Origin of the sequence: Acinetobacter lwoffii (genome assembly GCF_029024105.1) — a bacterium.
Taxonomy (GTDB): Bacteria; Pseudomonadota; Gammaproteobacteria; order Pseudomonadales; family Moraxellaceae; genus Acinetobacter; species Acinetobacter lwoffii.
In genome coordinates, this window is the sequence record NZ_CP118963.1 from 1,155,414 (window position 1) to 1,181,987 (window position 26,574).

At 44.5% G+C, this 26,574-nt stretch carries 28 protein-coding genes and 2 pseudogenes; 28 read left to right on the forward strand and 2 right to left on the reverse strand.

The genetic code is table 11. From position 1 onward, the window contains the following. Window positions 1-90: 90 nt before the first annotated feature. The 4 genes from tsaE (at window position 91) to hfq (ending at window position 4,098) form a co-directional block, all read left to right on the forward strand. On the forward strand, window positions 91-570 hold the full coding sequence (gene tsaE, locus PYW33_RS05505) for a tRNA (adenosine(37)-N6)-threonylcarbamoyltransferase complex ATPase subunit type 1 TsaE (RefSeq protein WP_004645485.1): 480 nt from the start codon (window positions 91-93) through the stop codon (window positions 568-570). After that, on the forward strand, window positions 560-2,527 hold the full coding sequence (gene mutL, locus PYW33_RS05510; RefSeq protein ID WP_004645484.1) for a DNA mismatch repair endonuclease MutL: 1,968 nt from the start codon (window positions 560-562) through the stop codon (window positions 2,525-2,527). The genes tsaE and mutL overlap by 11 nt, the downstream gene beginning before the upstream one ends. 6 nt (window positions 2,528-2,533) lie before the next feature. Continuing rightward, complete coding sequence (miaA, locus tag PYW33_RS05515) at window positions 2,534-3,478, forward strand: tRNA (adenosine(37)-N6)-dimethylallyltransferase MiaA (protein ID WP_004645483.1); 945 nt, start codon at window positions 2,534-2,536, stop codon at window positions 3,476-3,478. 92 nt (window positions 3,479-3,570) lie between these two features. Then, window positions 3,571-4,098, forward strand: a complete 528-nt coding sequence (gene hfq, locus PYW33_RS05520; protein WP_004645482.1) for an RNA chaperone Hfq — start codon at window positions 3,571-3,573, stop codon at window positions 4,096-4,098. Between the two features lie 118 nt (window positions 4,099-4,216). Here the strand turns inward: hfq and PYW33_RS05525 are convergent, their stop codons facing one another. Next, window positions 4,217-5,524: a peptidylprolyl isomerase gene (locus PYW33_RS05525; RefSeq protein WP_004645481.1), complete on the reverse strand. Its 1,308-nt coding sequence runs from the start codon at window positions 5,522-5,524 to the stop codon at window positions 4,217-4,219. Further along, window positions 5,524-7,977, reverse strand: a complete 2,454-nt coding sequence (locus tag PYW33_RS05530) for an LPS-assembly protein LptD (RefSeq protein WP_004645480.1) — start codon at window positions 7,975-7,977, stop codon at window positions 5,524-5,526. Before PYW33_RS05530 ends, PYW33_RS05525 begins: the two co-directional genes overlap by 1 nt. A gap of 121 nt (window positions 7,978-8,098) precedes the next feature. Between PYW33_RS05530 and PYW33_RS05535 the strand changes: the two genes are divergently transcribed. The 24 genes and pseudogenes from PYW33_RS05535 to tadA all read left to right on the forward strand — a co-directional run bounded on the left by PYW33_RS05535 (window position 8,099) and on the right by tadA (window position 26,554). After that, entirely contained in the window at window positions 8,099-9,112 is a 1,014-nt protein-coding gene (locus tag PYW33_RS05535; RefSeq protein ID WP_004645479.1) for an aminoglycoside phosphotransferase family protein, read from the forward strand. After that, window positions 9,113-9,802 (forward strand): N-acetylmuramate alpha-1-phosphate uridylyltransferase MurU, encoded by a 690-nt coding sequence (murU, locus tag PYW33_RS05540; RefSeq protein ID WP_004645478.1) that lies wholly within the window; start codon window positions 9,113-9,115, stop codon window positions 9,800-9,802. It begins immediately after the preceding gene. 85 nt (window positions 9,803-9,887) lie between these two features. Continuing rightward, window positions 9,888-10,520: a 16S rRNA (guanine(527)-N(7))-methyltransferase RsmG gene (rsmG, locus tag PYW33_RS05545; RefSeq protein WP_004645477.1), complete on the forward strand. Its 633-nt coding sequence runs from the start codon at window positions 9,888-9,890 to the stop codon at window positions 10,518-10,520. A 25-nt stretch (window positions 10,521-10,545) separates the two neighbouring features. Further along, entirely contained in the window at window positions 10,546-11,328 is a 783-nt protein-coding gene (locus tag PYW33_RS05550) for a ParA family protein (RefSeq protein ID WP_004645476.1), read from the forward strand. Further along, a complete protein-coding gene (locus PYW33_RS05555) occupies window positions 11,325-12,212 on the forward strand; it encodes a ParB/RepB/Spo0J family partition protein (RefSeq protein WP_004645475.1) in 888 nt (295 codons plus the stop codon). The genes PYW33_RS05550 and PYW33_RS05555 overlap by 4 nt, the downstream gene beginning before the upstream one ends. Before the next feature lie 33 nt (window positions 12,213-12,245). Continuing rightward, window positions 12,246-12,884, forward strand: coding sequence for a MotA/TolQ/ExbB proton channel family protein (locus PYW33_RS05560; protein ID WP_004645474.1), 639 nt, complete (start codon window positions 12,246-12,248; stop codon window positions 12,882-12,884). Window positions 12,885-12,894: 10 nt separating this feature from the next. Then, entirely contained in the window at window positions 12,895-13,317 is a 423-nt protein-coding gene (locus tag PYW33_RS05565) for an ExbD/TolR family protein (protein WP_004278885.1), read from the forward strand. Beyond that, on the forward strand, window positions 13,317-15,044 hold the full coding sequence (msbA, locus tag PYW33_RS05570) for a lipid A export permease/ATP-binding protein MsbA (protein ID WP_004645473.1): 1,728 nt from the start codon (window positions 13,317-13,319) through the stop codon (window positions 15,042-15,044). The genes PYW33_RS05565 and msbA overlap by 1 nt, the downstream gene beginning before the upstream one ends. Window positions 15,045-15,047: 3 nt before the next feature. Then, window positions 15,048-16,052, forward strand: coding sequence for a tetraacyldisaccharide 4'-kinase (gene lpxK, locus PYW33_RS05575; protein ID WP_004645471.1), 1,005 nt, complete (start codon window positions 15,048-15,050; stop codon window positions 16,050-16,052). Between the two features lie 12 nt (window positions 16,053-16,064). Continuing rightward, window positions 16,065-16,826, forward strand: coding sequence for a 3-deoxy-manno-octulosonate cytidylyltransferase (gene kdsB / locus PYW33_RS05580; RefSeq protein WP_004645470.1), 762 nt, complete (start codon window positions 16,065-16,067; stop codon window positions 16,824-16,826). Window positions 16,827-16,840: 14 nt separating this feature from the next. After that, complete coding sequence (locus PYW33_RS05585) at window positions 16,841-17,821, forward strand: DNA polymerase III subunit delta' C-terminal domain-containing protein (protein ID WP_004645469.1); 981 nt, start codon at window positions 16,841-16,843, stop codon at window positions 17,819-17,821. A gap of 15 nt (window positions 17,822-17,836) precedes the next feature. Next, complete coding sequence (locus PYW33_RS05590) at window positions 17,837-18,178, forward strand: PilZ domain-containing protein (protein WP_004645468.1); 342 nt, start codon at window positions 17,837-17,839, stop codon at window positions 18,176-18,178. Between the two features lie 27 nt (window positions 18,179-18,205). Beyond that, window positions 18,206-18,979, forward strand: coding sequence for a TatD family hydrolase (locus PYW33_RS05595; protein ID WP_004645467.1), 774 nt, complete (start codon window positions 18,206-18,208; stop codon window positions 18,977-18,979). 40 nt (window positions 18,980-19,019) lie between these two features. Then, window positions 19,020-19,634, forward strand: a complete 615-nt coding sequence (locus tag PYW33_RS05600; protein WP_004645466.1) for a TetR/AcrR family transcriptional regulator — start codon at window positions 19,020-19,022, stop codon at window positions 19,632-19,634. Between the two features lie 14 nt (window positions 19,635-19,648). Continuing rightward, window positions 19,649-20,200: a type II secretion system protein gene (locus PYW33_RS05605; protein WP_004645465.1), complete on the forward strand. Its 552-nt coding sequence runs from the start codon at window positions 19,649-19,651 to the stop codon at window positions 20,198-20,200. Next, on the forward strand, window positions 20,190-20,741 hold the full coding sequence (gene gspI, locus PYW33_RS05610; protein WP_370940780.1) for a type II secretion system minor pseudopilin GspI: 552 nt from the start codon (window positions 20,190-20,192) through the stop codon (window positions 20,739-20,741). Before PYW33_RS05605 ends, gspI begins: the two co-directional genes overlap by 11 nt. Further along, the gene (gene gspJ / locus PYW33_RS05615) at window positions 20,738-21,379 is read left to right on the forward strand and encodes a type II secretion system minor pseudopilin GspJ (RefSeq protein ID WP_004645462.1); all 642 of its coding nucleotides are present in this window, start codon (window positions 20,738-20,740) and stop codon (window positions 21,377-21,379) included. Before gspI ends, gspJ begins: the two co-directional genes overlap by 4 nt. Before the next feature lie 6 nt (window positions 21,380-21,385). Further along, window positions 21,386-22,357 carry a type II secretion system minor pseudopilin GspK gene (gene gspK, locus PYW33_RS05620; protein ID WP_004645461.1) on the forward strand — a complete coding sequence of 324 codons (972 nt, stop codon included), beginning with the start codon at window positions 21,386-21,388 and terminating at the stop codon, window positions 22,355-22,357. 152 nt (window positions 22,358-22,509) lie between these two features. Beyond that, entirely contained in the window at window positions 22,510-23,106 is a 597-nt protein-coding gene (locus PYW33_RS05625; protein ID WP_004278864.1) for a 6-pyruvoyl trahydropterin synthase family protein, read from the forward strand. A gap of 46 nt (window positions 23,107-23,152) precedes the next feature. Next, window positions 23,153-23,866, forward strand: coding sequence for a uracil-DNA glycosylase (gene ung / locus PYW33_RS05630; RefSeq protein WP_004645460.1), 714 nt, complete (start codon window positions 23,153-23,155; stop codon window positions 23,864-23,866). Continuing rightward, window positions 23,863-24,798, forward strand: a pseudogene (locus tag PYW33_RS05635) (enoyl-CoA hydratase/isomerase family protein); the annotation flags it as partial. The gene ung and the pseudogene PYW33_RS05635, both read left to right, overlap by 4 nt. Before the next feature lie 54 nt (window positions 24,799-24,852). Next, a complete protein-coding gene (locus tag PYW33_RS05640) occupies window positions 24,853-25,785 on the forward strand; it encodes an IS5-like element IS17 family transposase (RefSeq protein WP_000743272.1) in 933 nt (310 codons plus the stop codon). 55 nt (window positions 25,786-25,840) lie between these two features. Beyond that, a pseudogene (locus PYW33_RS05645) lies at window positions 25,841-26,032 on the forward strand (enoyl-CoA hydratase/isomerase family protein); the annotation flags it as partial. A 6-nt stretch (window positions 26,033-26,038) separates the two neighbouring features. Then, window positions 26,039-26,554, forward strand: a complete 516-nt coding sequence (gene tadA / locus PYW33_RS05650) for a tRNA adenosine(34) deaminase TadA (protein ID WP_004278860.1) — start codon at window positions 26,039-26,041, stop codon at window positions 26,552-26,554. Window positions 26,555-26,574 lie beyond the last annotated feature (20 nt).

Here is a 26,574-nt window from a genome sequence, read left to right on the forward strand (position 1 = left end):
GAAAAAATACAGTTTCTCACACAGGTGAATAGGCTTTTAAAGCGTGGCGATGCTATCATATTTATTCTTTTGCATCATGTCGTGAGTAATATGCCTTATTCATTTAATGTCACTTTAAATCATGAAGACGATACCCAAAAACTAGCCAAGGTTCTGGCGGAAAATTTCCCTGCGGGGGTCGTGTATCTGATTGGTGACCTAGGGGCAGGAAAAACGACGTTAACACGTTATTATTTGCAACAGCTGGGTCATAAAGGTTCAGTGAAAAGTCCAACTTATACACTGGTCGAACCCTATCAAATTAATGGTCAGGATATTTTTCATTTTGACTTGTATCGTCTGAATGATCCGTATGAACTGGAACTGATGGGCATCCGGGATTACCTGGAAACACCGAATGCGCTATTTTTATTTGAATGGCCATCCAAAGGTGGCGATGAAATTCCGCAAGCTGACCTGATTATTGAAATTTTAAAATCTGAAGATGAACTTACCCGTACTGCAAGCCTGATTTCATCGAATCTTGCTTTACGAGAGGCTCTGGAGCGTCAATTTTCACATGTCGAATGATTTAAGTCTGCGCCGTATTCGTGCCCTTGATCCTGCACTTGCCAACCAGATTGCCGCAGGTGAGGTGATTGAACGTCCGGCTTCTGTGGTCAAGGAGTTACTGGAAAACTCGATTGATGCGGGGGCGACAGAGCTGATCATTCGGGTCGAACAGGGCGGCAGTACTTTAATTGAAATCATCGACAATGGACGCGGAATTCATCATGAGGATTTACCGCTGGCCGTGATGCGTCATGCCACCAGCAAAATCCAGAGTGCTGATGAACTGTATGCGATTAGCAGTCTGGGCTTTCGTGGCGAAGCACTGGCGTCGATAGCAGCAGTTTCACGCCTGACCATGATCAGCAGTCAAAGTGACGAGGGTATCGGTTATCAGGTCGAAGTCAATGGCACGGCTTTTGATCATCAGGAAATTCAGGCTGTTGCGGCCTCAAAAGGGACGCATATCCGGGTTCAGGATTTGTTTTTTAATGTGCCTGCACGGCGTAAATTCCTGAAAAAACCGGGCACTGAATTTGGTCATATCGAAGAAATTGTGCGCCGTATGGCACTGACGCATTTTGATATCCGTTTTGTGCTAGAACATAATGAAAGCATCAAACTGAATTTACCCGTGGCGGATAGCGGCGCTTTGCGTTTTCAGCGGGTACAGCAATTGCTTGGCCGCCAATTTACTGAAAATGCCTACTGGATGGATGCAGACAGTATCAACATGCGTTTGTCTGGCTGGCTTGGCCATCCTTCAGATGCACGTGCACAGGCTGATTTGCAGTATGTCTATGTAAATGGCCGGATTGTCAAAGACAAAACCATTTCCCATGCCTTACGGATGGCCTATGACGGCATCCTGCATGGGCATCAGCATGCGGCTTATTTACTGTTTTTAGAAGTTGATCCAGAAAATGTGGATGTAAACGTCCATCCGACCAAGCATGAAATTCGCTTCCTGAATCAACGTGAAGTACATGAGTTCGTACGGCATTATGCCAAAGAAACGTTGGCACAATTCCAGACCGCAACTGCAGATTTAGCCGAGGCAATGAAACAGGATGAGCAGCCTGGCTTGACGGCCCCGCAACCGCGTTATCAGGAACAGTTCAGCCTGCATCAGACTGCGCATTCTCAGCCACAGGTGGTGAGAACGACATCTGCCTTAAGTGAAAATGAAACTTCAGATGTGCTGACCGATTTTGCATCTTCAGGTCCACAAACAGTGCATTATTCCCAAGATTACCGTAAATCTTATTCTGGTTCACAGCAGCTGAATAATGCCTTGCAAAGTTATTTAGCACCGCTCAGAGAAAGTTCGGAAACCGAAGTATTTAGTCCTGAGCAGTCTTTTCAGACACATGTAAAGGCCAAAGTGGATGAGCATCCATTGGGCATTGCCATTGCCCAGTTACATGGTATCTACATTCTGGCACAAAATACCGAAGGTCTGATTATTGTCGATATGCATGCGGCGCATGAACGTATTGTTTTGCAGCAAATGAAATCAGCCTGGGATAAACCTGAATTCTGGACGTCACAGCAACTACTGATTCCAAAGGTCGTAAACATTAGCCGGATGCAGGCGATGCGGGTAGAAGAGCTGAAAGAGCAACTCGCACGTTTGGGTCTGGAAATTGATCAGTATGGTGATGAGCAAGTCATTGTACGTGGCGTGCCGGCTATTCTACACAAGGCGGATTTTGATGCCCTGATTCCTGAATTATTGAATGATTTAGATCCGGGGGATCAAGCACAAAGCCTATTGCAGAAGCGTGACCAAATTTTGGCGGGAATGGCCTGTCATGGTGCAGTGCGAGCGCATCGTATCCTAAGTTTGTCTGAAATGAATGCTTTATTACGGCAGATGGAACAAACCGAATTTGCCAGTCAATGTAATCATGGTCGTCCGACTTGGCGCGCCTTTCCATTGGCTCAACTAGATAAACTTTTTGCTCGAGGAGAGTAGTTTTACATGTCCAATCAATTGCCGGTCATCAATTTAATGGGGCCAACTGCAAGTGGTAAAACCGCTTTGGCATGTGAACTGTATGAGCAAGGGGGATTTGAGCTGATTTCGGTCGATTCTGCACTGGTTTATCGGGAAATGGACATTGGTACAGCCAAACCTTCTAAAGAGGAACTGGCGCGCTATCCGCATCATCTGATTGATATTATTAGTCCACTTGAAGTGTATTCTGCAGCCAACTTTGTCGAAGATGCTTGCCGCCTGATTGATGATATTCATGTGCGTGGTAAAACCCCGATTCTGGTTGGCGGAACCATGCTGTATTTTAAGGCCTTGCTTGAAGGTTTGTCAGATAACCTACCAAGTGCAGACTATGCTATCCGGGCAGAGATTGAAGCCAAGGGTGAGCAGGAGGGCTGGGAAGCGGTTTATGCAGAGTTATGTGCAGTCGATCCGATTGCCGGTGAAAAATTCAAGGTTAGCGACAAGCAGCGCATTATTCGAGCCTTGGAAGTTTTTAAATTGACTGGTGAGCCGATTACAAAACTACAGGCAGAACAACCTAAAAACTTACCATATCGTTACAGTTTCCATAATTATGCACTGATGCCAGATCGGTTAGAATTACATGGGCGTATTGAACAACGTCTGGAAATTATGTGGAAAAGCGGTTTTTTAAATGAAGTTGTGAATTTAATTGAAAAATACGATTTTAATGAAAATTTACCTTCCATGCGTTCAGTGGGTTATCGTCAGGCTATGGAATTCTTAAAAAATGCTGATAAAACCAAGGAAAAGCAACGGGAAATGGAGGATAAAGCTTTATTTGCGACACGACAACTTGCAAAACGTCAATATACGTGGTTAAGGTCTTTGCAAGAAAAGCATAAATTTACAACATATTTTACGCTACAGCAGGCTCAAGAAGACTTGCGAAACTGTCACGGATAAAGCAAAATTTAGGGACTATCTTTTTTATAATTTTTAATTGAAAAATAGAGATAGTTTTTGCGCTGATTTTTAATTTTTTTTGGAGTTATAACATGTCTAAAGGTCAAACTTTACAAGATCCATTCTTGAATTCTCTCCGTAAGGAACGTATCCCAGTATCTATCTTCCTAGTAAACGGTATTAAATTACAAGGTCATATCGAATCTTTTGACCAATACGTGGTTTTATTAAAAAATACAGTAAGCCAAATGGTTTATAAGCATGCAATTTCAACTGTAGTACCTGCACGTAATCCACGTCCTGCTGGCGCGCCTGCTGGTCCACAAGGTGCGGGCTTCGGTGGTCAAGGTGCTGCAGGTGGCTTTGGTGGCGGTCAAGGTGCTGGCGGCTTCGGTGGTCAAGGTGGTTTTAGCGGTCAAGGCGGCGGCTTCGGTGGTCAAGGTGGCTTTGGCGGTCAAAGCGGTGGCTTCGGCGGTCAAGGCGGCTTCGGTGGTCAAGGTGCTGGCTTTGGTGGTCAAGGCGGCTTCGGTGGTCAAGGTGCTGGCTTTGGTGGTCAAGGCGCTGGTTTTGACAACGATACTAAATTTGAAGACTCTTCAGACGATGAAAACAATCGTTAATCGAGTTTGAAAATTAAAAAACCTCTCAATGAGAGGTTTTTTTATATCTGTACGTTTTAAGCTGTTTAAATAAAAAAGCCAACGAGATGTCGTTGGCTTTTTAGCATTCTGGTAAGGCTTAACGGTTACGTTTAGGATCCAGTTGCGGATCTTTGATTTCTACATAAGCATTATTGCGCGTTTCACGTAACCAGCTATCTAATTCGGCATCAAATTGACGTTCACCCAGTAATTGGCGAGCCATACGTTCCTGATATTCCTGTGTCATATCTTGTTGGCGTGTTTCACTCACTTGCAGAATATGCCAGCCAAACTGGGATTGAAACGGTTTACTGAACTGACCTACTGGGGTGCTTTTCATCTGCTGTTCAAATTCAGGCACCATCACGCCTGGGCTAACCCAACCAAGGCTTCCGCCATCACGAGCCGAGCCAGTATCATTGGAGAACGTTGAAGCTAAAACAGTAAAATCTTCACCTTGTTTGAGGCGGTTATACAGACTATCAATCATTTGTTTGGCATTTTCAGGACTGACCACTTCAGACGGTTGAATCAGAATGTGTCGTGTTAAATATTGAGGAACAAGGGCTTTCTGTTCGCCACCTTTACGTTCCAAGAGCTTCAGAACATGTACACCATCAGCGACAGGAATCAGTTCAGAAGTTTGACCTGGTTGCAGGGTGGTCACGCGTGCAGCCAGTTCTGCTGGAATTTCTGACAGGTTTCTCACACCCATATCAGCAGCTTCGACTTTAACGCCGCCAGTGCTGTACTTTTTGCTGATCGCCTGAATGTCATTGCTGCTATTTAATTCTTGCTTTACCTTTGTTGCAATTTGTTCAGCATTTTCACCGCTTACCCGTAAATGCAGTACATGGACCTGACTGCCAAGCAAAGCTTGACCTTGCGGGGTATTTAGGAAGTTTTTAACATCTTGATCTGTAATTTGAATACGTGAAGTCACGATTTGTTGACGTAAACGATTCAGTGCTAAATCTTCAGCGATACGGTTACGTAAAGAAGCATAGGTATTGGGCGCCATGGCATCCAGTTTCTGCTGGAATGCTTCCAGACTCGGTGAACCAGAATCACGGGCAACTTTCAGGACGGCTTCATTTAAAGCTTTTTCATCTGGACGAATATTATAACGTTTAACTTGTTCAAGCTGTGCCTGACGAATAATCAGTTGCTCTAAAGCTTGTTGCTCAAGATATTGTTGTGGTGGAACTGCCTTTTTCTGTTTTTGCAGCTGATGTGAGATTTCGGCTACACCTTGAGCCAGGTCACTACGTAGAATGATACTATTGTCGACTACAGCTACAACTTCATCTTTAGGTTGGGCAACAGCAAAAGTCGTCATCGCTGAAGAAAGGCATAGCACAAGTGCGGTTGCTTTAAAAATTTGTTTTAACTGTTTTGTCTTCATTAACGTTCTGTCCAAGTTTGATTGATATTGTTAAAACCTAGAATACGATTTTCTAGTAATGAGGTGAGTTTGCTGCTTAACCCACCTAAGCCTTTCAGGCTGACTTCGGCCATAATGGCGCGTTTGGCTTTGACGCTTGAATCATTAACGTCGTCTAAGTCATTGTAATATGAGCGACCGTAAACAGAAACTCCCCAACAGCATGACTCATAGTTCACGCCAAGTAAATATTCCCGTGCGACACTATTGTCGAGGTCAAACTGGGCATGTCCAACCAGACGCCAGTTGTTGGCAATCGGCTGGATAAATGAACCCACCACATGATCATAGCTCTTTTGACGGTTCGGAATATCTTTGCGATAGAAATAGCCTAGGTTATAAAGATTGCCTTGCTCACCGGTATAATAAACCTGCAAATCTCGTTGGGCATTCGATCCATTCGACATCCAGCTTGAGTTCAGATTAACGTGAACATTATTTGACAGCTGGCTGGTCAGTTGAATTACAGGGCCAGTATGACTTTCACGGTCGAATTCATCTGCATCATTTTCCAACGTTACACGGCGATCTTCAAAGAAAAAGCTCTGTCCAACGCTGGCACGCAGGCGCTCCAGACCTTCTTCATTAAATAGGCTATAGCTCAGACCTAAGGAGGCAAAGTTATTGTCTTCCAGGCGGTCATTACCATAAAAGCGACGCGCACTGAAAAGTTGATCATAATTAATCGAAGCGACGACTGAATCAAAGTTTGGCTGATTCTGCTGGTTCTCATAAGGTGAATACGCATAGAACAGACGAGGCGTTAAGGTCTGTAGATACGTACCTTCTTTTTCAAAAATTAAGCCGGTGTCCAGCGTGAATTGTGGCACCACAATTGAATTATTTTCACTAGACGCGCTACGGCTTTGGGTTTTTTCATCATAGAAAGTATTGATGTTGCGTACAGTTGCCTGAGGAATGAAGAATGACCACGGGGTAAAATGATTATAACGCACGGAAAAGTCATTATAGATCCGTGTACCACTCGGTTGATATACCTTCTCACCCGTTGGATCAGTATCGGCGAAATTTCTCAGGTCTTTCTGGAAATAAGCCGTATCGTTATTAAATTCAAGCTGTAATCCCAATGGATTACCAGTTTTGTAATTGACTAAAAGCTGCGGCAAGCGTGCATAAGGACGGTCTTCATCCAGTACAGTTGGATCTAAGGTCTGGAAATCTTCGACTTTGAATTGTGCCTTTAAGCCAGGAATACCATTTTTGTAATTGACTTCCCAGGCACGGCGTAAGTTCAGGTCAGTTTTAGAGTTCGGGTTGTTATCCAGATCGGCAAAGTAATCTTTGTCTGAAGCGTAGTTATATTCAAGGTTGGTGGAGAGCTGATTATTGATCTGCCAGTTATGTAAGAAATGCAGGCTTTTACGGTCTTCGTCGCTATAGCTTTCATCGGAAGGTAAATAACCTCCCCAAATACGGCCTTCACCATAATTCTCAGTCAGATAGCGAAACTCACCGTCTAACATCGTACCACGATCGCCAATATAACGCGGCGTAATTGTCGCATCATATTGTGGTGCTAAATTCAGGTAAACCGGAACACCCAGTTCCAGACCACCATCATTGGTAAAGCCAAATGTCGGCGTCAGAATACCGGTAGTGCGGCGGTCATCAATCGGGAAGTTGAAATAGGGAACCGCTAAAACCGGAACATCTTTAACATAAAGCTTGGTATTCCGGGTTTCACCACGTCCGGTTTCCTGATTCAACTTGATCTTTTCTGCCTGGATTTTCCAGGTCGGTTTTTGCTCAGGTGGGCAGGTGGTATAGGTCGCATTTTCCAGTTCTACCGTCTCGGTCGAGGTTCTGGCGATCTTTTCTGCCCGACCATGCGCATGTTGCTGCTCGGCAATATAGAAGCTGTTATTTAGGTCGCCTTCTTGGGTCTTTAAATTATAATTAATATCATCACTTTGCGAGAGTAGGCCACCCTGAGCAAGTTGTACCCGACCTTCTGCTTTGGCATAGGTCTGGGTTTGATCAATCGTTACGCGTTCAGCACGAATCTGGCGACCTTGCTGGTCAATGATGACATTGCCTTCTAAATAAGAGTCACCTGCTGGATTGTAGTGTCCATAATCTGCAGTAATGGTGGATGTAGCCTGATCTGGCGCAACGGTTGCTGCATCTGGGGCAATCGGGGTCACCCAGGTGCCTTCACAATAAGCCGAACTTAAGTATTTTTCCTGCCGCTGCTGTGCTTCAGCTGAGGATTTGTCGACATAGTATTGCGAAAAGAATGCTTCACCTGGATAGGTCTCATTTATGCGCTGTTTGAGTTGTTCTGCATTTACATCGGACGAGACATTTGATGCAGCATAGCCGGAGGCTGAGCTGCCACATAAAAGGGTTAAGATCGCAGTCGCTAGAGGATTTATTTTAAAGTGATGCTTCATTTGTCTCATTAACCAATCATGCTTTTATCGCAATTAATTATTGTCGCATCATAGAGAAAAAGTTGATAAGTAGCTACACTTAGCACTTTAAAAACTCAGCCTGTATTAGAATTAATTGCAAATGAATACACAACGCGAACAATTGATACAATCTTGGATTGCCTCTGTACTCGGTTCAGATCAATTTGAAACTCATTTTTTAGCAGGTGATGCCAGCTTCCGTCGTTATGCACGAATCAAACTGAATAATAAAACATTTATGCTGATGGATGCACCACCAGAAAAAGAAGATTGTGTGCCTTTTGTGACGATAGATGAGTTTTTTGATGCACATGGCGTGCGTGTTCCGCATATCGTGGCAAAAGACCTGGAAAATGGCTTTTTACTGCTCGAAGACTTTGGTGATGTGCTGCTGTCGAATCTGCTGAATGACGAGACTGTAGATGCCTATTATGAGCAAAGCTTTAAGCAGCTCATTCAACTACAATCGATTGCTGGAGAAGGGCATTTCCCGGCATATTCTTATGAAAAACTGATCTCGGAAATGGAATTGCTGACTGACTGGATGTTACCAGCGTTAAAGGTTCAACTGACTGAATCAGAAAGCGCCTTGATCAAACGCACTTTTGCGATTTTGGCGAATGCCGCATTGGCACAGCCACAGGTGATCGTGCATCGGGATTTCCATAGTCGTAACTTGATTAAAATCGACAATGAAACCGAACTCGGTGTGATTGATTTTCAGGATGCTGTGATTGGTGCGGATACTTATGACTTGATCTCGATTACCCGTGATGCCTATGTACAGTGGAATGCCGATCGTGTGTATCGCTGGTTCAAAAACTTTTATGACTTGTTGCCAGCATCTGCTAAAGAAGAGCGTGACTTTGAACAGTTTAAAAAAGACGCCGACATGATGGCGATTCAGCGTCATATCAAGATTTTAGGTATTTTTGTGCGTCTGTTTGAACGTGATGGCAAGTCAGGTTATCTCAAGGACTTACCACGTGTGATGTGGTATCTGCTTGAAGAATCTAAGGCTTATGCAGAACTAGAGCCATTCATGCAGTTTATGCGTGACAGAGTGATGCCTGCATTTGAAGCTAAATATGGCTCATATGAGGTGGCTGCCTGAATGAAAGCGATGATTTTGGCCGCAGGACTCGGTAATCGTATGCGGCCGCTAACGCTGCATACCCCGAAACCCTTGCTTGAAGTCGGTGGCAAGCCACTTATCGTCTGGCATATAGAGAAACTGGCTGCGATCGGTGTTACTGAAATTGTCATCAATACGGCTTGGCTCGGTGAAAAACTCGCAGAAGCTTTGGGCGATGGTTCACGATTTGGCATTAACATCCTTTGGTCACATGAGGGTGAAGGTCTGGAAACCGCTGGTGGAATCATTAATGCCTTGCCGCTACTCGGTGATGAACCTTTTATTCTGTTAAATGGTGATGTCTGGACCACGATGGATTTTGCACCTTTACTGGATATTGATCTAAAGGATAATTTGGCGCATCTCGTACTTGTGCAGAACCCTGAACAACACCCAGAGGGTGATTTCACGCTTGCAGAAGGTAAAGCTTATACCTTTGATCAGCAAGTCGAAGGTGAAAACCTGACTTTTAGTGGTGTATCCGTGCTTGATCCAAAGATGTTCCAAGGCTTAGAGACTGGCAAGCGTCCTTTAGCGCCATTGCTAAAAGCGGCAATGCAGAATCAGCAGGTTGCCGCTTCTAAATTGGCAGGCATTTGGGTTGATGTGGGAACCCCGGAGCGTTTAGCGGCACTGGATACGGCGATCCGTGAAGGGAAGTTTGCTTAAGTGAATATTCGCTAAGCACTGCCTACTGTGCCAATATAGAGAAAACGGTATACTTCCACCTAACTTTTTCGAGCGTAGATTGTTTATGCACATGTTTTTTCAAGAACTAAAGCAGGGTAGCCAGGCTTTGGGTTTAGAGCTATCTGATGAAGCTTTAAATTTATTACTCAAGTATCAGGATGCTTTGGTGTTGTGGAACAAAGCATACAATTTGACTGCAATCCGTGATCCTAAGGAAATGCTGGTCAAGCATCTGCTCGATAGTCTGAGCATTCTGAAAGATCTTCCAGCGGGTCGATTACTGGATATCGGCACAGGTGGTGGTATGCCGGGCATGATCATTGCTTTATGTCAGCCTGAGCGTGAATGTGTGTTACTGGATTCTAACGGTAAAAAAATTCGTTTCCTCAAGCAGTTTATTGCTGACTTGAAACTCAAAAATGTCATTGCGGTACAAACCCGCGTAGAAAATGAAGACAGCATTAATGAACTGGGTCAATTTGATGTGATTACCAGTCGTGCTTTTGCATCATTAACGGACTTTGTTGATGCTTCTAAGCCGTATATGCATGAGCAAACAATTATTGCCTCAATGAAAGGCTTAATTCCTGAAGATGAAGTTGCTACTTTAAAAAATGAATTTAGTTGTGAGATTATTGAACTTAAAGTTCCGCGCTTAGACGAACAGCGTCATTTACTTCTATTAAAACGTATTTAAGATTTTTAAAGGGATTGGGGGCAACATGGCACAAATTATTGCGATTGCAAATCAAAAAGGTGGTGTCGGTAAAACCACAACCGCAGTAAATTTGGCGGCATCTTTAGCTGTGTTAAAAAAACGTGTTTTGCTGGTCGATATGGATTCGCAAGGCAATGCGACCATGGGGTCTGGCATTCAGAAGAATGACCTGCTTTATTCGGTTACCGATGTACTGCTGGGTGAAGTACCGATTGAAACGGCGATCTCTAAAGCAGAAGTCGGCTACAAGGTTCTTGGGGCAAACCGTGATCTGGCTGGGGTTGAGCTTGCGATTGCAGAGCAGGAAGGGCGCGAGTTCATTTTGCGTGATGCATTGCAGGAAATTGAAGGTTCGTTCGACTATATCATTGTCGACTGTGCACCAAGTTTAAGCCTGATTACTGTCAATGCTTTGGCTGCAGTGGATGGTGTGCTGATTCCAATGCAATGTGAATACTATGCACTGGAAGGTCTGGCTGATTTAACCCAAACCATCGACCGAATTCAACAGGCCTTGAATCCAGATCTGCAAATAGTTGGTGTATTACGCACCATGTACGATGCACGCAATGCCTTGACCCGTGACGTATCTGAAGAATTAGAACAATATTTTGGTAAAAAACTGTATGAAACCGTGATTCCACGAAATATCCGTCTGGCTGAAGCGCCGGCGCACGGTTTGCCAGTGATTTATTTTGAAAAAAGTTCAAAGGGTGCGGTTGCTTACTTAAATCTGGCAGCTGAAGTATTAAAGAAAAGCAAAGTGAAAAAAGGAAGTAAAGCATGACCGTCAAGAAACGTGGACTCGCCAAAGGTCGTGGCTTGGATGCCTTGCTGGGATCAATTCAAAAAGAAAAATTACAGATGGAAGCCCAAGGCATTGATCATGGTCAGCTAAAACAGATCGATGTAAACTTGCTCAAGCGCGGTGAATACCAGCCACGCCGTTATATTAACGAGCAGGATTTGCAAGAACTGGCGGCATCGATTGAAAAGCATGGCATCATGCAGCCAATCGTGATCCGACCGGTTGACGATGAGCGCTATCCGTATGAAATTATTGCAGGTGAGCGTCGCTGGCGTGCGGCACAGTTAGCGGGTTTAACCGAAATTCCTGCGATTGTACGGGATCTGAATGATCAGGTTGCCATTGCACTGGCGCTGATTGAAAACATTCAGCGTCAAGATCTGAATCCGATTGATCAGGCGCTGGCCTTACAGCGTTTCCATGAAGAATTTGGTTTAAGCCATCAGGAGATTGCAGATACCGTTGGTAAAGCGCGTACGACAGTGAGTAACCTGCTTCGTTTGCTCAGCTTGGCTGAAGAAGTGAAAGACTTTATGCAACAAGGTTTGCTGGATATGGGGCATGCACGTGCGATCTTAACCTTAAAAGCTAAAGATCAGCTCAAAGTTGCAGATATCGTAATTGAAAAAAGTCTGTCTGTGCGTCAAACCGAGCAGTTAGTCCGTGATTTCAATACACCTAAACAAGAAAAAGTAAAAGAAGCGGTAGCACCAGATATTCAGCAATTGACCCAGCGCCTTTCAGAGCGTTTCAGTGCAGATGTTAAAATTGACTATAACAAGCAAGGTAAAGGGAAACTGGTTATTAGCTATCACTCTTTAGAAGAACTTGATGGCATTCTTTCTATTTTAGAAGATGAATAATTTATATATTTTTTTTATTGGGGAATAAATTAGATGTGGGAATTGGTTAAAGCAGGTGGTTGGCTCATGCTGCCCCTGGTCTTGTGTTCTATCTTTATGCTGGCGATTTCGATCGAGCGTCTGATTCGCCTGAAAAAGAATGCAGTACTTCCGTTGACACTGTTGATGGGGCCTTCGCAAAATACAGCACAAGTCATGCAAAAAATGAATCAAAGTGCGGCCTTAAAGCAAAGCACTTTGGGTCGGGTATTTACTGCAGGCTATGCCAGCAAGCAGCAAGGTGAGCAGTATGCTCGCGCACAGATGGAAGTGGTGGCATCACAGGAAATTGGTTATCTGGAAAAAAACATTAATTTTCTGGGAACTTTGAGCGCAGTTGCGCCTTTACTCGGTTTATTGGGAACTGTACTTGGGATTATTGAATCTTTCCTGATGATCGATGTAGGTACCGGGAGTGATCCGGTATTGATGATGCCGGGTATTTCCAAGGCTTTAATTACCACGGCAGCCGGTATGTTGATTGCAATTCCTGCACTGTTTGCGCACCGTTATTTTCAGCGTCTGGTTCAGGAATATGTGGCTGAACTTGAACAGCAAGCGACTTTGTTTCATGCGGATCTTTTTTATCGCAATCATGCAGACATAGACCAAGACATGCAAAAAGCCAGCTAGGAGGCGGATGATGAAATTCAAACGCAACCAGGTGGAAGATGTACATATTAATCTGACACCGATGATTGATTGTCTGCTGTTTATTCTGGTCTTTTTGCTGTTATCGACGACTTTTAGCCAAATGAGCCGAATGAATCTGACCTTGCCTGATGCGCAGGGTGTACCGCCTAAAAGCTATGATCAAAAAGTCGAAGTGATTGTGGATGCCAATGGTCATTACGCAGTCAATGGTCAATCCTTGGCCAGTAAGGAAGTCGCGGATTTAAATACTGCAATTAAACAGATTTCTAATGAACGCCGTGATTTAATGTTTGTCATTGCAGCTGACGCAAAAGCCAGCCATCAGGACGTGATTCGTGTCATGGACGTGGCCGGGCAGCTCGGATTTGTAAATATTAATATCAGTACCAAAGTACCCACCCGAGGTTATTAGTGAAGCACGATTTTAAGGTCTATCTTCGCCTTTTAAGTTATTTAAAACCGTTTTGGGGCATTGCATTGCTTGTCCTGTTGGGTTTTTCTATTAATGCGGCTACGGAAGTTTCTGTCGCTAAATTACTGGAATATATTATTGAGGCGATTCAAAATAAAGACCAGAGTTTCACATCACTTTTCCCGTTTTTAGTGGTCATACTCATGTTCTTCCGGGGCTTGGGTTTGTTCATGGGTGGATATTTTACTGCGGTAATTTCCCGGAATCTGGTATTCAATATCCGTCAGGAAGTTTTTGCAAAATTGCTGCGTTTACCTTCCCAGTATTATCTGGACAATACCAGCGGGCATATTACTGCCAAAATCATGTATAACGTTGAACAGCTAACCGCTGCTTCAACTGAAGCCCTAAGAACCTTGTTGCAACAAGGTTTGATCACCCTGGCATTATTAGGCTACCTGTTGTATACCAACTGGCGTCTGACCATGTGTATCCTGATTTTTGCACCCGTCATAGGTTTTATTATCAGTAAAGCTGCAAGACGGATGCGTAAATTATCGCAACAAGTACAAGACACCATGGGTGATGTGAACCATGTAGTGCAGGAAACGGTGAATGCCAACCTGATCGTCAAGGGTTTTGGCGGGCAAAGTTCTGAGCAGGAACGCTTTAAACAGAACTCGCTTGAAAACTTGCGTCGTGGCTTGAAAATGGTCGCTGTGCAACAGTTGAATAGTCCTGTCGTTCAGTTGATCATGTCCATTTCACTGAGTATCGTGATGTTTATTGCCTTGCGCCCACAAATCTTGGGTGACACCTCTGCCGGTGAATTTGTTGCTTATATTACTGCGGCGGGTATGCTGGCAAGACCAATCAAAGCCTTGACGGATATCAATGAAAAAATTCAACGTGGTATGGCTGCGGCTCATTCGGTATTTGAATTGCTGGATATGCCTGAAGAAAAAAATACCGGGACTTTAACGGATAGCCTGAAAGGCGATATCGAGTTTAAAGATGTCAACTTGATTTATGATGATGGCCATCATGCTATTCATGACTTTAATTTGCAGGTCAAGGCCGGTGAAACAGTAGCGCTGGTAGGACGTTCTGGTGCAGGAAAAAGTTCTCTGGTGAATCTGCTGGTGCGTTATCAGGATGCAACTTCTGGGCAGATCTTGCTGGATCAGAAACCGATTGAAGATTTTGAAATTACCGCCTTGCGAACCCAGATTGCTATGGTGAACCAGCAAGTAGTACTGTTTAATCGTACCGTGCGGGAAAATATTGCTTATGGTCAGCTCGAAGGTGCTTCCGATGAAGATATTATCGCGGCAGCAAAGGCAGCCTATGCGCATGATTTTATTATGGCACTACCGCAAGGTTATAATACTCAGCTGGGTGCTCAGGGTTTAAACCTGTCTGGTGGCCAGCGTCAGCGCATCGCCATCGCGCGAGCAATTTTGAAAAATGCCTCTATTCTGATTCTGGATGAAGCGACCAGTGCGCTGGATAACGAGTCGGAATACTTTATTCAGCGTGCCTTTGATAAAGCCATGCAGGACCGTACCACCATCGTAATTGCACATCGTCTATCGACGATTGAAAACGCGGATCGTATTGTTGTGATGGATCAGGGCCGTATTGTTGAGCAGGGCAGTCATGCCAAACTGATTGCGCTACATGGTGCTTATTATCAGTTGCATCAGCGTAACTTTGAGGAACAGTAACTTATGGCACTGGCACAAATCATTCAGGATGCTTGGAATGCACAGGCAAAGTGGCTGGTGGTGCTGCGTCCTTTGTCATGGTTGTATCGCCTGGGTTTTGTCAGCAATCACTGGCTTTATCAAAAAGGCATTAAAAAAAGTTATAGTGCACCAATTCCCGTTATGGTAATTGGTAACATCACAGTCGGTGGTAGCGGTAAAACACCTTTGTTGATTCATCTGGTGGATTATTTAACCGAGAAAAATGTTCGAGTAGGCGTGATCAGTCGAGGCTATGGCGGCCAAGGTCCATTTCCTGCCTATGTCGACTTTAATACCTTGCCGGAGATTGTCGGAGATGAGCCTGCCTTGATTGTACAGGCAACAGGCGTGCCGATGGCAGTTGGTCCCAACCGGCAGAAAAGTATCGAGTTATTGCTGCACAAACATGAACTGGATCTGATTATCTGTGATGATGGCCTGCAGCATTGGGCCTTGAATCGCCAGATTGAGTGGATTGTGCTGGATAATAATCGCGGTCTGGGTAATCAGAAACTGCTTCCAGAAGGTTATCTACGTGAACCAGTGACCCGTTTGAAAACGGGAACCGTAATTGAGCATTCGGCTAACCCAAGCTCTGAACTGCATATGCATCTGGCTGCATCACAGCCTTATTTGCTTAATCAGGACAACAATAAAATCTTTGATCCTCAAGCGGCTTTTTATGCGGTAGTCGGCATTGGCTTTCCACAGCGGTTTTATCAGACCTTGCAAAATTTAGGCATAGAACAATTTCAGTGTCATGAGTTTCCAGACCATCATGACTATGACATTGAAGATTTACAGTTCGATGATAACAATCCGATTATTACCACTGAAAAAGACGCAATAAAAATTATGGCGCTACTTAAACAATATCCAGATTTTAAACAGGATATCTGGGTGGTGCCAGTCGATGCAGTCCTATCGCCAGCCTGCTATACAGTCTTGCAGCAACAGTTACAACAATACGGTATTCAAATTTCTTAAGGCTCATTCATTATGAAACACATTGTTATTCCTGCACGTTTCGCCAGTTCACGTTTACCGGGTAAACCTTTGCTGGAAATTCATGGTCGTCCCATGATTCTGCGGGTAGTGGACCAAGCCAAGAAAGTGCAAGGTTTTGACGATCTGTGTGTGGCAACTGATGATGAGCGTATTGCAGCCGTTTGCCGTGCTGAAGGCATTGATGTGGTGATTACCTCAGCGGATCATCCTTCAGGCACAGACCGCTTGAGTGAAGTGGCTCGAATCAAAGGCTGGGCCAGTGAGGACATTATTGTCAATGTACAGGGGGATGAACCTTTACTGCCGGCGCAACTGGTAAAACAGGTTGCTCAACTCTTGGAAGATCAGCCTGAATCTTCCATGTCGACGCTATGTGAGCCGATCCATCAACTGGATGAATTCAAACGTGACAGCATTGTAAAAGTTGTCATGTCAAAACACCAGCAAGCACTGTATTTTAGCCGTGCTACCATTCCTTATGACCGTGATGGTGCGAAACTGACTGAACCAAAACTGCATGATCAGGCCTATCGTCATTTAGGCCTATATGCCTATCGGGTAAAACTGTTGCAAGAATATGTGACCTGGGAAATGGGTGTGCTGGAGAAACTGGAATCTCTAGAGCAGTTACGGGTACTGGAAAATGGACACCGTATTGCCATTGCGGTGGCTGAAGCCAATTTGCCGCCAGGGGTGGATACCCAGGAAGATCTGGATCGCCTGAATCAGATGGATCTTTCCCATTTTGCCTAAGAAGAGTCAAATACATGCCTTTTGATGTCAATGCACATATCTATCCATGGCAGCAACAGGTTTGGGAAACCCTGACCGGGCGCTTTCCCAAGCTTGGACATGGTTTATTGTTTTATGGAAAAAAAGGCTGTGGTAAAGAAGCGTTTACCCAACAGTTTCTGGCTTGGGTGTTATGCCTGAATCGTCAGCCTGCCGGGCCATGTGGTGAATGCAGTAGCTGTCAATGGTTAAAGGCAGACACCCATCCCAACTATGTGCATATCAGTACCGATGACGACAATAAAAAACAGAATGCCAAAATCAAGATCGAGAAGATTCGCGATCTGCTGCCTTTTGTGCAACAGACTGTAGATGGCTGGCGCGTGATTGTGATTGAGCCGGCAGAAGCCTTGAATATTGCCTCTGCCAATGCCTTACTCAAAACACTGGAAGAACCCGGTGATAATACGGTCATTATTTTACTGGCGAATCATTATTTAAAATTGCCCGCGACTATACGCAGTCGTTTGCAGCATTTTGCTTTGGACCGGATTTCCGCAGAACAATTTAGCGATTATGTCCAGAATCAGCTCCCAGATGCAGGCGCTAGCCAGCAACAGTTATTGATGAACCTGTCTAATCAGATGCCGTTACAGGCATTAGAGGTTGCACAAAGTGCCTGGCTGCCACTGCGTCAGGAATTCCTGCAAGACTGGCAAAAACTGGTCATTCAAAAAAATATGCCACTGGCAATTGCGACCAAATGGAATAAAAGCCTGAGTTTTGGTGAATTTGCTCAAATGTTTGAATACTTGTTGTCCGATTTAATTTGTGTCATGCTAAATCAGACGGTGAAAAACATTGATCTTGAGTTGAATGTGCTTGCCGAACAATATTCATTAGAAGCACTTTTTAAAATTTATGAAGATTTTCAGCGCGCCAAGCAATATCTCGAGCAGAATGTCCAAAGCAATCTGGTCATCGATGAACTGTTTATCAAGCTGATGAATCTTTAATTAAGGGGAAATCACATGCAACCACGTATGGGCGGTATTATTCAGGCTACTATTCCTGACATTGAAACACTGTTTGCCAGCTATATGCCTTATGTTGTGGGTGGTGGGCTTTTTATTCCTTCCAAGCAGCCGGTCAAACTGGGCGAAGAGGTTTTTGTATTGACGACTTTGCCTGACCAGACCCAGAAAATTCCTTTAACCGGTAAAGTCATCTGGGTCTCGCAAAAGCAGAATGGCATCAAGCCACAAGGCTTTGGCATCCAGTTAAGCGGTGAAAAAGGCGTTTATTTTAAAAATGAAGCAGATCGTCTGGTTGCAGGTCTTAAATCTGAAGGACGTAAAAGTTACACTATGTAGTTAATTTACCCTTGGTAGGAACGCATCGTGTTTGTAGATACTCATTGTCATTTAACCCTGCTTGATTTGACACCATATCATGGTGATCTGGATCAGGCATTGGCTCAGGCTCGTGAAGCCGGTGTTTCCAAATTCATGAGTATCTCGGTCGATCTGGATGATCATATCGAGCTGGCCAAAATTGCCGCGCGTCATGCAGATGTCGGATATACCGTTGGCGTACATCCTTGCGAAGATGCTGCAACCATGGCGCGTGCCACGACTGAATATCTGGTCGAACTGGCGCAACCGGAGAAAGTCTGGGCGCTCGGTGAAACGGGTCTTGATTATTATCACAGTACCGATTTTATTGCAGAGCAAAAGGCCTGTTTCGCCCGGCATATTCATGCGTCACAAATCACCAAAAAACCTGTAGTTGTTCATACCCGTTCCGCCAAGCATGATACCGTTGATATTATCCGCGCGGAAAAATCGACTCACGGGATTTTGCATTGTTTTACCGAAGACTGGGAAACCGCCAAAGCGGTACTGGACTGCGGCTATTATGTGTCATTTTCCGGCATTGTTTCCTTTAAAAATGCGCAGGATCTGCGTGATGTCGCCAAACAGGTTCCGCTGGATCGTGTGCTGATTGAAACCGATAGTCCTTATCTTGCGCCAATGCCGTATCGTGGCAAATCTAATGAGCCTAAATACGTTCCTTATGTAGCCAAAGCGCTTTGTGATGTATATGATAAGTCGCTAGAAGAAATGGCTTCTATCACAAAGCAGAACTTTGAAAATCTTCTAAATTTAAAGTAAATAAAGTTATATAAAGTACAAGAGAGTTTATAGGGTGAAGATGGATCGTCAGGCTCAGTTTCGAGCAAGAGAAACCTTGATTTTTCAAGTCGCAGAGCAGCTCCTGTTGGAAAATGGTGAAGCAGGAATGACGCTAGATGCGCTTGCTGCTGAACTTGATCTGGCCAAAGGGACACTCTATAAACATTTTCAGAGTAAAGATGAACTGTATATGTTGCTGATTATCCGTAATGAGCGCATGTTGCTGGAAATGATTCAGGATAGTGATAAAGCTTTTCCTGAACATCTGGCCTTCTTTATGTTGCACCATTTACATCATCCGGAACGTACGGTGCTGTTCCATCAGATTGAAGAACGTCTGTCGACGACTGGCGTGGGAATTCAGCATCTATTCAGTGAACTGTATCAGGTACGCAAACAGCGTTTACGCCTGATCATCCGCATGACGGAAAGTTATCTGGTTTCAATTCATAGCCGCATGTCGGTGCGTGACTATCTGGCGTCGATCTGGTCACTGACCCATGGCGCCGCTGCAATTCTCAATTCCAGTTTTTATCAGCGTTATCTGGGTTCACGCGATACCTTGCGCGTGGCCTATATCGATCAAGCACTGGCTTTGCCAAAGCAGGTGCATTCTGCCGAGCAGTTTGCCTAAGGTTAGAGCTTAGTATGATCAGATCATCTCACAGCGCAGTTCGTGGCTTTACCCTCATCGAATTGATGGTGGTGATTGTGATTATGGGAATCATGGCCTCACTGGTATTGCTGAATACCAGTGGTGTCGATCAGCGTAAGGCCATGCAGGCACGCGAGATTTTGTTATTAGACTTGCAGCGGGTCATGCGTGAGGCGAATGACCAGTCCAGAATACTGGCGCTTGATCTGCAACCCGCGACCGATGTCTCGCCATTTCGTTATGGGATTGTAGAATATCGTTCAGCAGCGCAGACTAAACAGAACCTGCAAAATGAAAAATGGCAGAATTATACAGAGTTTAAATTACGTAAGCTGCCGGATCATGTGTCTTTTCGGATTCAGGGGCTAGAACAACAGCGTTATGCCCGTGCGCAAAATCGTGATCTGACGCAGGCGAATTCTCCTCAATTGATCTGGCTGGGGAATGGTGAGGTCAAGCCGGTACGGATTCAGTTCTTTTTAGAAGATCGCGAAGTCGGCTCTGCGATTGAGGTGGATCATCTGGGTAAAATCAATGAAATCTAGATATTTCAAGCAGAGCGCTGGGTCTGGTGTAATCAAGTTGTTTAAGGCGAGTGTTCATGGATTTGATCATGTGTGCTGCAAGCATAGGACTTCGTCTTGCGCTGCTATCGGACTTTCTTGCGCGACAATGTCGCTCAGGTCGAGTGTTACTCGACTTAATCGTGCCTCAGGTTTTACCTTATTGGAAGTTATGGTTGCACTGGCAATTTTCGCTACCGCAGCCATGACGCTGACCAAAGTTGCAATGCAATATACCCAGTCAACCTCGAATGCCATTCTGCGCACCAAAGCACAGTTTATTGCCCTGAACGAAGTGGCTCAAATGGAAATCAATCAGCAATGGATGGATGGTACGGCCTCCAAACAGCTGACCCAGCAAGGCGAAACCTGGCAAATTGACAAGCGCAGTGAACCGACGATCAGTCCCAATGTGCAGCGTATTGAACTACAGGTCAGTCTGGTGAATCCGGATACCGGCCAGGTTACATCCGGGATCAGCAGTTTAATGTTCTTTAATCATCGCATGAACAATACGCCATGAAGCCTAAAGGATTTACCCTGGTCGAATTATTGGTTGCGATTGCGATCTTTGCAGTGCTGTCTGCTTTGGGCTGGAAAGTTTTTGATTATATTGTCAAAACCAAAGATCAAAATGCAGTACATGAACAGCGTCTAGGTCAGCTACAGGAAACCTATCAGCAAATTTTACGGGATACGGTACAGGCAGTCCCTTTAACGGCCAATATTAATGGTGATATTCAACCGGCTCTGGTTTTGCAAAATGGCCGTTTTAATTTTAGTAAAACTGGCGTGACTGATCCTCTGGAGGAGGGTATTTCGCCAGATGAACGCATTGAATATCAGTATCGGGCCGATGAGCAGAAACTTTATCGCTTGAAATACCGGAATCTAAATCAGGCAGGTCAAGATCAGCCCGAATCCAGTGTTTTATTGTCGGAAGTGGAACAATTTCAGATCATCGTACTTAATCCGAATGAACTCACGCAATGGCCGGATGCTTCTGCTGATCTGAATCAGTTAGAGCATAAACAGCGTTTGCCTAAAGGGATTAAAATCAATTTAACCGTGAATGGTGTAAGTTATGAATGGATGTTCAGTTTATTGAATACGGACTTTTTGCTTGATACTCAGAACACCGGTCAACCCAGCTCAGAATAATAAGAAATGAAAATGAATAAAGCGATCATGATCAAGCAGCAGCAGGGCATTGCACTGATTACCATTCTGGTGATGGTAGCGCTAGCGACTATTTTGGCTGCCACGATTGCCCAGCATCAGGCTGCAACTGCTGAAAGCACTGCCTATTTGATGCGACAAAACCAGTCCTTAATGTATGCCAAAAGTGCTGAGGCCTTTTTTTCTGAATTGCTGGTCGATGATGCTGAAAATGCCGCAGAGGTCGACCATCTGCAGGAAACCTGGGCGCAGCCCATGCCAGCTTTTCCGGTAGATGACGGTTATGTCTCCGGAATAATACAGGATGAATCAGGCAAGTTTAATTTAAATAGCCTGATTACTGCCGAAGGCGCAGTCAATGAAAATGCCAAAGCATGGTTCGAGCTGATTCTAAAACGTGCCAGTTTGCCGGAACAGCTCAGTGAAGCAGTCATTGACTGGCAGGATGCAGACGAGCTGGTCAGTGGGGGGATGGGCGCCGAATCTAACTATTATCAGGGCTTGCCCAATGCTGCTTTGCCACCGAATGCAAAATTTCATAGCGTAGAAGAGTTAAAGCTGGTACGCGGTTTTGAAGAGAATAAATATAAGCTGATAGCACCTTATCTGAGTACTGCACCGGTGCAGGAGAGCCTGGTCAATATTAATACCGCTTCAGCTTTTCTTTTGGCTAGTATGGATGAAAAGCTGGATGTGAATGCAGTGCAGCAATTGCTGGATCAGCGTCAGGCCAATTTGGAGCACTTTTCCAATGTGACTGATCTGTGGTCACTGGAGCCTTTCGCTCAGGTCGATGCGGACAGGCGTAATTTGTTTAACAGTCTGCTTGGGGTGCAATCCAATTATTTTAAAGCCCGAATCGAAGTGGTTTTAAGTGAGCGTAAGCGCCAGTTTAGCAGCGATCTGGTTCGTCAGGACAAACAGGTTTATGTCGCTTACCGTAGCATGGCGCCATTTTAATTTTAGCTCATGAATTGTACAGGCTGGATAAGCGCAAATGCCGGGCTGATGCCTTTTCCCTATCATGCTAAACAGCAAAATTAATCCTCAAAGCTTTACTTTTGCTTTATAATCAAAATTAATTCACCTATTTTTTGACGACATTACGGCATATGTTAATTCGTAAGTTATTTAAGTTTGAGAATGCTCATATTGTGCGTAACTGCACGTCAGATCGCTGTAAGCGTTCGATCCATGGCCATAGTTATAAAGTCGAGTTATTGCTAAAAGCCTCGAAGCTAGATCATGGTCAAATGGTCTATGACTTTGGTCTGCTTAAAGGTGTGATTAAGGATTTCTTTGATTCTTTCGATCATGCCATCTGCTTTTGGCAAAATGACGATCCGGAATATATTCAGGCCTGCAAGAATTTCAGTGCGCGCTGGGTGTCTTTGCCGGTATCGCCATCAGCAGAACAGTTTTCACGTATTTTCTTCTTTCTGGCACAGCAGGTGCTGGCATCGACCGTGACTCAAAATGGTGAAGGCGATGTCGAAGTCTATTCTGTGATTGTGCATGAAACCGACACCGGCTATGCACAAAGCTTTTTAGAAGATATTCAAAATGAACAAATGGGCATCCTTAGTCTGGAGCAACTTGAGTTCTCTGAACAAGTGCAGGCTGAATGGACAGATCCGGACATGTTTGCCAAGCTCAAACAGGGCACACCATTTCATAACCCTACAGTAGATTTACAGGTACAGATTTAAAGTCTGCGTGACTTTAAATCCATTGACATAGATTTAGGATTGAAGAATGTCTTTAAATGAACAGCAACTGGCCAAGCTGAATAAAGTTCAGCTGGATGAAAGCTGGAAATATGGATTGAGTGAATTTTTGCTCAGTCCTAAAATGGATGAATTAAAAGCATTTCTCGTTGAAGAAAAAAAAGCAGATAAAATCATTTATCCTCCCAATCATCTGATTTTTAATGCGTTAAATATCACGCCGCTAGATCGGGTAAAAGTGGTAATTTTGGGGCAAGATCCTTATCATGGCCCAAATCAGGCGCATGGATTAAGCTTTTCCGTGCAAAAGGGGGTTGCATTACCACCATCTTTGCGTAATATTTTTCATGAGTTACATGCTGATGTTGGGGTTGAAAGACCGAAGCATGGTGACTTGACGCATTGGGCAGAGCAGGGTGTGCTTCTGTTAAATGCAGTACTGACCGTAGAAGCAGGTCAGCCGACTTCGCATCAAAAGCGCGGTTGGGAAGAATTTACCGATCACGTCATTGATGTATTAAATGAACAGCGTGAACATATTGTCTTTATTCTTTGGGGCGCATACGCACAGCGTAAAGGACAGCGCATTAATCAAAACAAGCATCTCGTGTTAAAGGCAGCACATCCATCGCCTTTGGCCGCAAACCGTGGTGGTTTTTTTGGTTGCAAAGTATTTTCGAAATCGAATAATTACCTCAAACAACATGGCATTGAGCCTATAGATTGGCAGCTGGACGCATGAAATATTCTCCCCTTACTAAACATTATCATCCAGATTTGATTGTTGAAGAAGCGCACAATGGTTGGCGTATCGTTCGTTTAAATCGCCCGAAATCTTTGCATGCGCTGGATGAATCGATCGCTTCCGCACTTCTGGAAGTATTTCAGGATTTCCATCATGATGACAGTGTAAAAGCCATCTGGCTGGATTCAACCACACCGAAAGCGTTCTGTGCGGGTGGGGATGTGCGTAAACTGCGTCAGTTAGTGATTAATGATGAAGTCGCGACTGCCAATAAATTCTTTGAGCAAGAATATGCACTTGATCTGTTATTGCATAATTATGCCAAACCCGTTTTAGTCTGGGGTGAAGGTTATGTGATGGGCGGCGGCTTGGGGCTGTTTATGGCGGCGCCTTTCCGTTTAGTGACGCCCTATTCACGTTTGGCCATGCCTGAAATTAATATCGGTTTGTATCCAGACGTGGGTGCAACCCGCTTCTTAGCAGATCGTGGTGCGATTGGTCTATTTACTGGCTTGACCGGTTCGATCATGACCGCTGCGGGCGCTTATGGGATTGGCTGGGCAACGCATATTTGTGATGCACAGCGTGATTCAGTTTTGGATAAAGTCATTAATATCGACTGGGAGCATTATCCTGCAGGTGACTTTCGTGCCATTGATGATACCCTGAATAGTATGCACCGTCCAGTCGGCCCAGGACCGCTGCAAAACTCCTTGGATGTGATTCATAGTGTTTGCCGTGGTATCAACTTTGAGCATGATTATGAGTCGATTATTGGCCTGAGTGATGCGCGTAGTGACTGGTTGCGTCAGGCCAGTGAAAACCTGAAAAAAGGTTCGCCGACTACCGCAGCCTTGACCTGGCTATTATGGCAATGGGGTAAGCAGGTACATTCCTGGAATGAAGTTTTCGAGCTGGAAGTTCAAATTGGCTTTGTTGCACAAACCTATCTGTAAAGGCTTTTTCAGCGATATAATTTTCAAATGAAGAAGCCTACACACAAAATCTACCGCACAACCAATTGGCCCGCATATAACCGAGCACTCATGAGTCGCGGAAATATTGCCATTTGGTTTGATCCTGCTACGCAATGGTATGCTCCATCAAAAGGCAAACAAGGGCGAAATCAAACCTACTCCGACGCAGCTATCCAATGCTGCTTAATGATTAAATCCTTATTCCGTCTATCTTTACGTATGGTCACTGGCTTTGTGCAAAGTCTGATTAAACTTTGCGGATTAAATTGGACCGCACCAGATTACAGTACGCTTTGTAGAAGACAAAAGCATATTGATATTGCAATCAGCTACCAAAAAAGTAGCGATGGGCTGCATCTACTCGTAGACTCTACAGGCATGAAGTTTCTAGGTGAGGGCGAATGGAAACGCAAGAAACATGGAGCTGAATATCGTCGCCAATGGCGTAAACTACATATTGGTATAGATGCCAAAACCCTACAAATACGCGCTATTCAGCTCACAACCAATAATGTCAGTGATTCACAGGTGCTTGGTGATTTACTTAATCAGATTCCACAAGATGAGCAGATTGACTCTGTTTATACCGATGGAGCTTATGACACCAAGCAATGCCGTCAGGTCATTGCAGATCGGCAAGCACATGCGGTGATTCCACCTAGAAAAAATGCGAAACCATGGAAAGATACAAAGAGTAGCTCGCTAGAGCGAAATGAATTACTTCGAACAGTTAAACGTTTAGGCAGGACATTATGGAAAAAATGGTCAGGCTATCATCGGCGCAGTTTGGTGGAAACCAAGATGCATTGCATCAAATTATTAGGCGATAAATTAATGGCAAGAAGCTTTCCTAGTCAGGTGAATGAAATTCATGCACGTGTAGCAGTCCTCAACAGATTTACGGAATTAGGTCGACCACTTACCCAAGTTACGCCTTAAATTTGGCTCAATTAGGGGCGCTTTGCATTTCAAATCTTTGTGCAACAAAGCCGTTCAAATTTCTGACTGGAAAATCCGTCATCATGATTTTGTCGAGGGAGTGCGAGCGCGTCTGGTCGATAAAGACCTTAGTCCTGAGTGGAAAAAAGGTGTAGATATGAGCTTAAAAGGTATCCTGTCTGGAAATCCTCCAGTTACGACTATTGAAAGCTGGAATGAGCTGCTCAAGCATTATGGTGTGATTTAAGCCTCAATGTCCGAAACACAATTTACAGATGAATACTGGATGCAGCGTGCTTACGAGCAGGCTGCACTTGCTGCTGCACAGGGAGAAATCCCCGTCGGGGCAATTATCGTCAGTCAGAATCAGATCATTGGTCAGGGATTTAATGCGCCCATCTCGTTGAATGATCCGACTGCGCATGCTGAAATTGTTGCACTACGTGATGCCTGTCAAAACATCCAGAATTATCGTTTACCTGATGATGCAGTGCTTTATGTGACTTTAGAGCCGTGCACCATGTGTGTTGGTGCGCTGGTGCATTCACGGGTTTCACGGGTAGTATTTGGCGCATTTGAAGCGAAAGCAGGTTCACTGGTGAGTGCGCGTCAACTGTTTGAAACCGGTTATTATAATCACGTATTTCCTTTCCAGGCAGGCTGCATGCAGCAGCAATGTTCTGAACAGCTCAGTGCATTTTTTAAGTTGCGCCGCGAGCAGAAACGAGAACTCAAGTTACAAGAAAAGTTATTAAATACGCAGAAATAAATCTGCTTTATCCGCTAAAA

What these genes read in the sequence shown, in the direction of transcription:
- tsaE (WP_004645485.1), top strand. Translation starts at nt 91, where the DNA reads ATGCCTTATTCATTTAATGTCACTTTAAATCATGAAGACGATACCCAA.
- mutL (WP_004645484.1), top strand. Translation starts at nt 560, where the DNA reads ATGTCGAATGATTTAAGTCTGCGCCGTATTCGTGCCCTTGATCCTGCA.
- miaA (WP_004645483.1), top strand. Translation starts at nt 2,534, where the DNA reads ATGTCCAATCAATTGCCGGTCATCAATTTAATGGGGCCAACTGCAAGT.
- hfq (WP_004645482.1), top strand. Translation starts at nt 3,571, where the DNA reads ATGTCTAAAGGTCAAACTTTACAAGATCCATTCTTGAATTCTCTCCGT.
- PYW33_RS05525 (WP_004645481.1), bottom strand. Translation starts at nt 5,524, where the DNA reads ATGAAGACAAAACAGTTAAAACAAATTTTTAAAGCAACCGCACTTGTG.
- PYW33_RS05530 (WP_004645480.1), bottom strand. Translation starts at nt 7,977, where the DNA reads ATGAAGCATCACTTTAAAATAAATCCTCTAGCGACTGCGATCTTAACC.
- PYW33_RS05535 (WP_004645479.1), top strand. Translation starts at nt 8,099, where the DNA reads ATGAATACACAACGCGAACAATTGATACAATCTTGGATTGCCTCTGTA.
- murU (WP_004645478.1), top strand. Translation starts at nt 9,113, where the DNA reads ATGAAAGCGATGATTTTGGCCGCAGGACTCGGTAATCGTATGCGGCCG.
- rsmG (WP_004645477.1), top strand. Translation starts at nt 9,888, where the DNA reads ATGCACATGTTTTTTCAAGAACTAAAGCAGGGTAGCCAGGCTTTGGGT.
- PYW33_RS05550 (WP_004645476.1), top strand. Translation starts at nt 10,546, where the DNA reads ATGGCACAAATTATTGCGATTGCAAATCAAAAAGGTGGTGTCGGTAAA.
- PYW33_RS05555 (WP_004645475.1), top strand. Translation starts at nt 11,325, where the DNA reads ATGACCGTCAAGAAACGTGGACTCGCCAAAGGTCGTGGCTTGGATGCC.
- PYW33_RS05560 (WP_004645474.1), top strand. Translation starts at nt 12,246, where the DNA reads ATGTGGGAATTGGTTAAAGCAGGTGGTTGGCTCATGCTGCCCCTGGTC.
- PYW33_RS05565 (WP_004278885.1), top strand. Translation starts at nt 12,895, where the DNA reads ATGAAATTCAAACGCAACCAGGTGGAAGATGTACATATTAATCTGACA.
- lpxK (WP_004645471.1), top strand. Translation starts at nt 15,048, where the DNA reads ATGGCACTGGCACAAATCATTCAGGATGCTTGGAATGCACAGGCAAAG.
- kdsB (WP_004645470.1), top strand. Translation starts at nt 16,065, where the DNA reads ATGAAACACATTGTTATTCCTGCACGTTTCGCCAGTTCACGTTTACCG.
- PYW33_RS05585 (WP_004645469.1), top strand. Translation starts at nt 16,841, where the DNA reads ATGCCTTTTGATGTCAATGCACATATCTATCCATGGCAGCAACAGGTT.
- PYW33_RS05590 (WP_004645468.1), top strand. Translation starts at nt 17,837, where the DNA reads ATGCAACCACGTATGGGCGGTATTATTCAGGCTACTATTCCTGACATT.
- PYW33_RS05600 (WP_004645466.1), top strand. Translation starts at nt 19,020, where the DNA reads ATGGATCGTCAGGCTCAGTTTCGAGCAAGAGAAACCTTGATTTTTCAA.
- PYW33_RS05605 (WP_004645465.1), top strand. Translation starts at nt 19,649, where the DNA reads ATGATCAGATCATCTCACAGCGCAGTTCGTGGCTTTACCCTCATCGAA.
- gspI (WP_370940780.1), top strand. Translation starts at nt 20,190, where the DNA reads ATGAAATCTAGATATTTCAAGCAGAGCGCTGGGTCTGGTGTAATCAAG.
- gspJ (WP_004645462.1), top strand. Translation starts at nt 20,738, where the DNA reads ATGAAGCCTAAAGGATTTACCCTGGTCGAATTATTGGTTGCGATTGCG.
- gspK (WP_004645461.1), top strand. Translation starts at nt 21,386, where the DNA reads ATGAAAATGAATAAAGCGATCATGATCAAGCAGCAGCAGGGCATTGCA.
- PYW33_RS05625 (WP_004278864.1), top strand. Translation starts at nt 22,510, where the DNA reads ATGTTAATTCGTAAGTTATTTAAGTTTGAGAATGCTCATATTGTGCGT.
- ung (WP_004645460.1), top strand. Translation starts at nt 23,153, where the DNA reads ATGTCTTTAAATGAACAGCAACTGGCCAAGCTGAATAAAGTTCAGCTG.
- PYW33_RS05640 (WP_000743272.1), top strand. Translation starts at nt 24,853, where the DNA reads ATGAAGAAGCCTACACACAAAATCTACCGCACAACCAATTGGCCCGCA.
- tadA (WP_004278860.1), top strand. Translation starts at nt 26,039, where the DNA reads ATGTCCGAAACACAATTTACAGATGAATACTGGATGCAGCGTGCTTAC.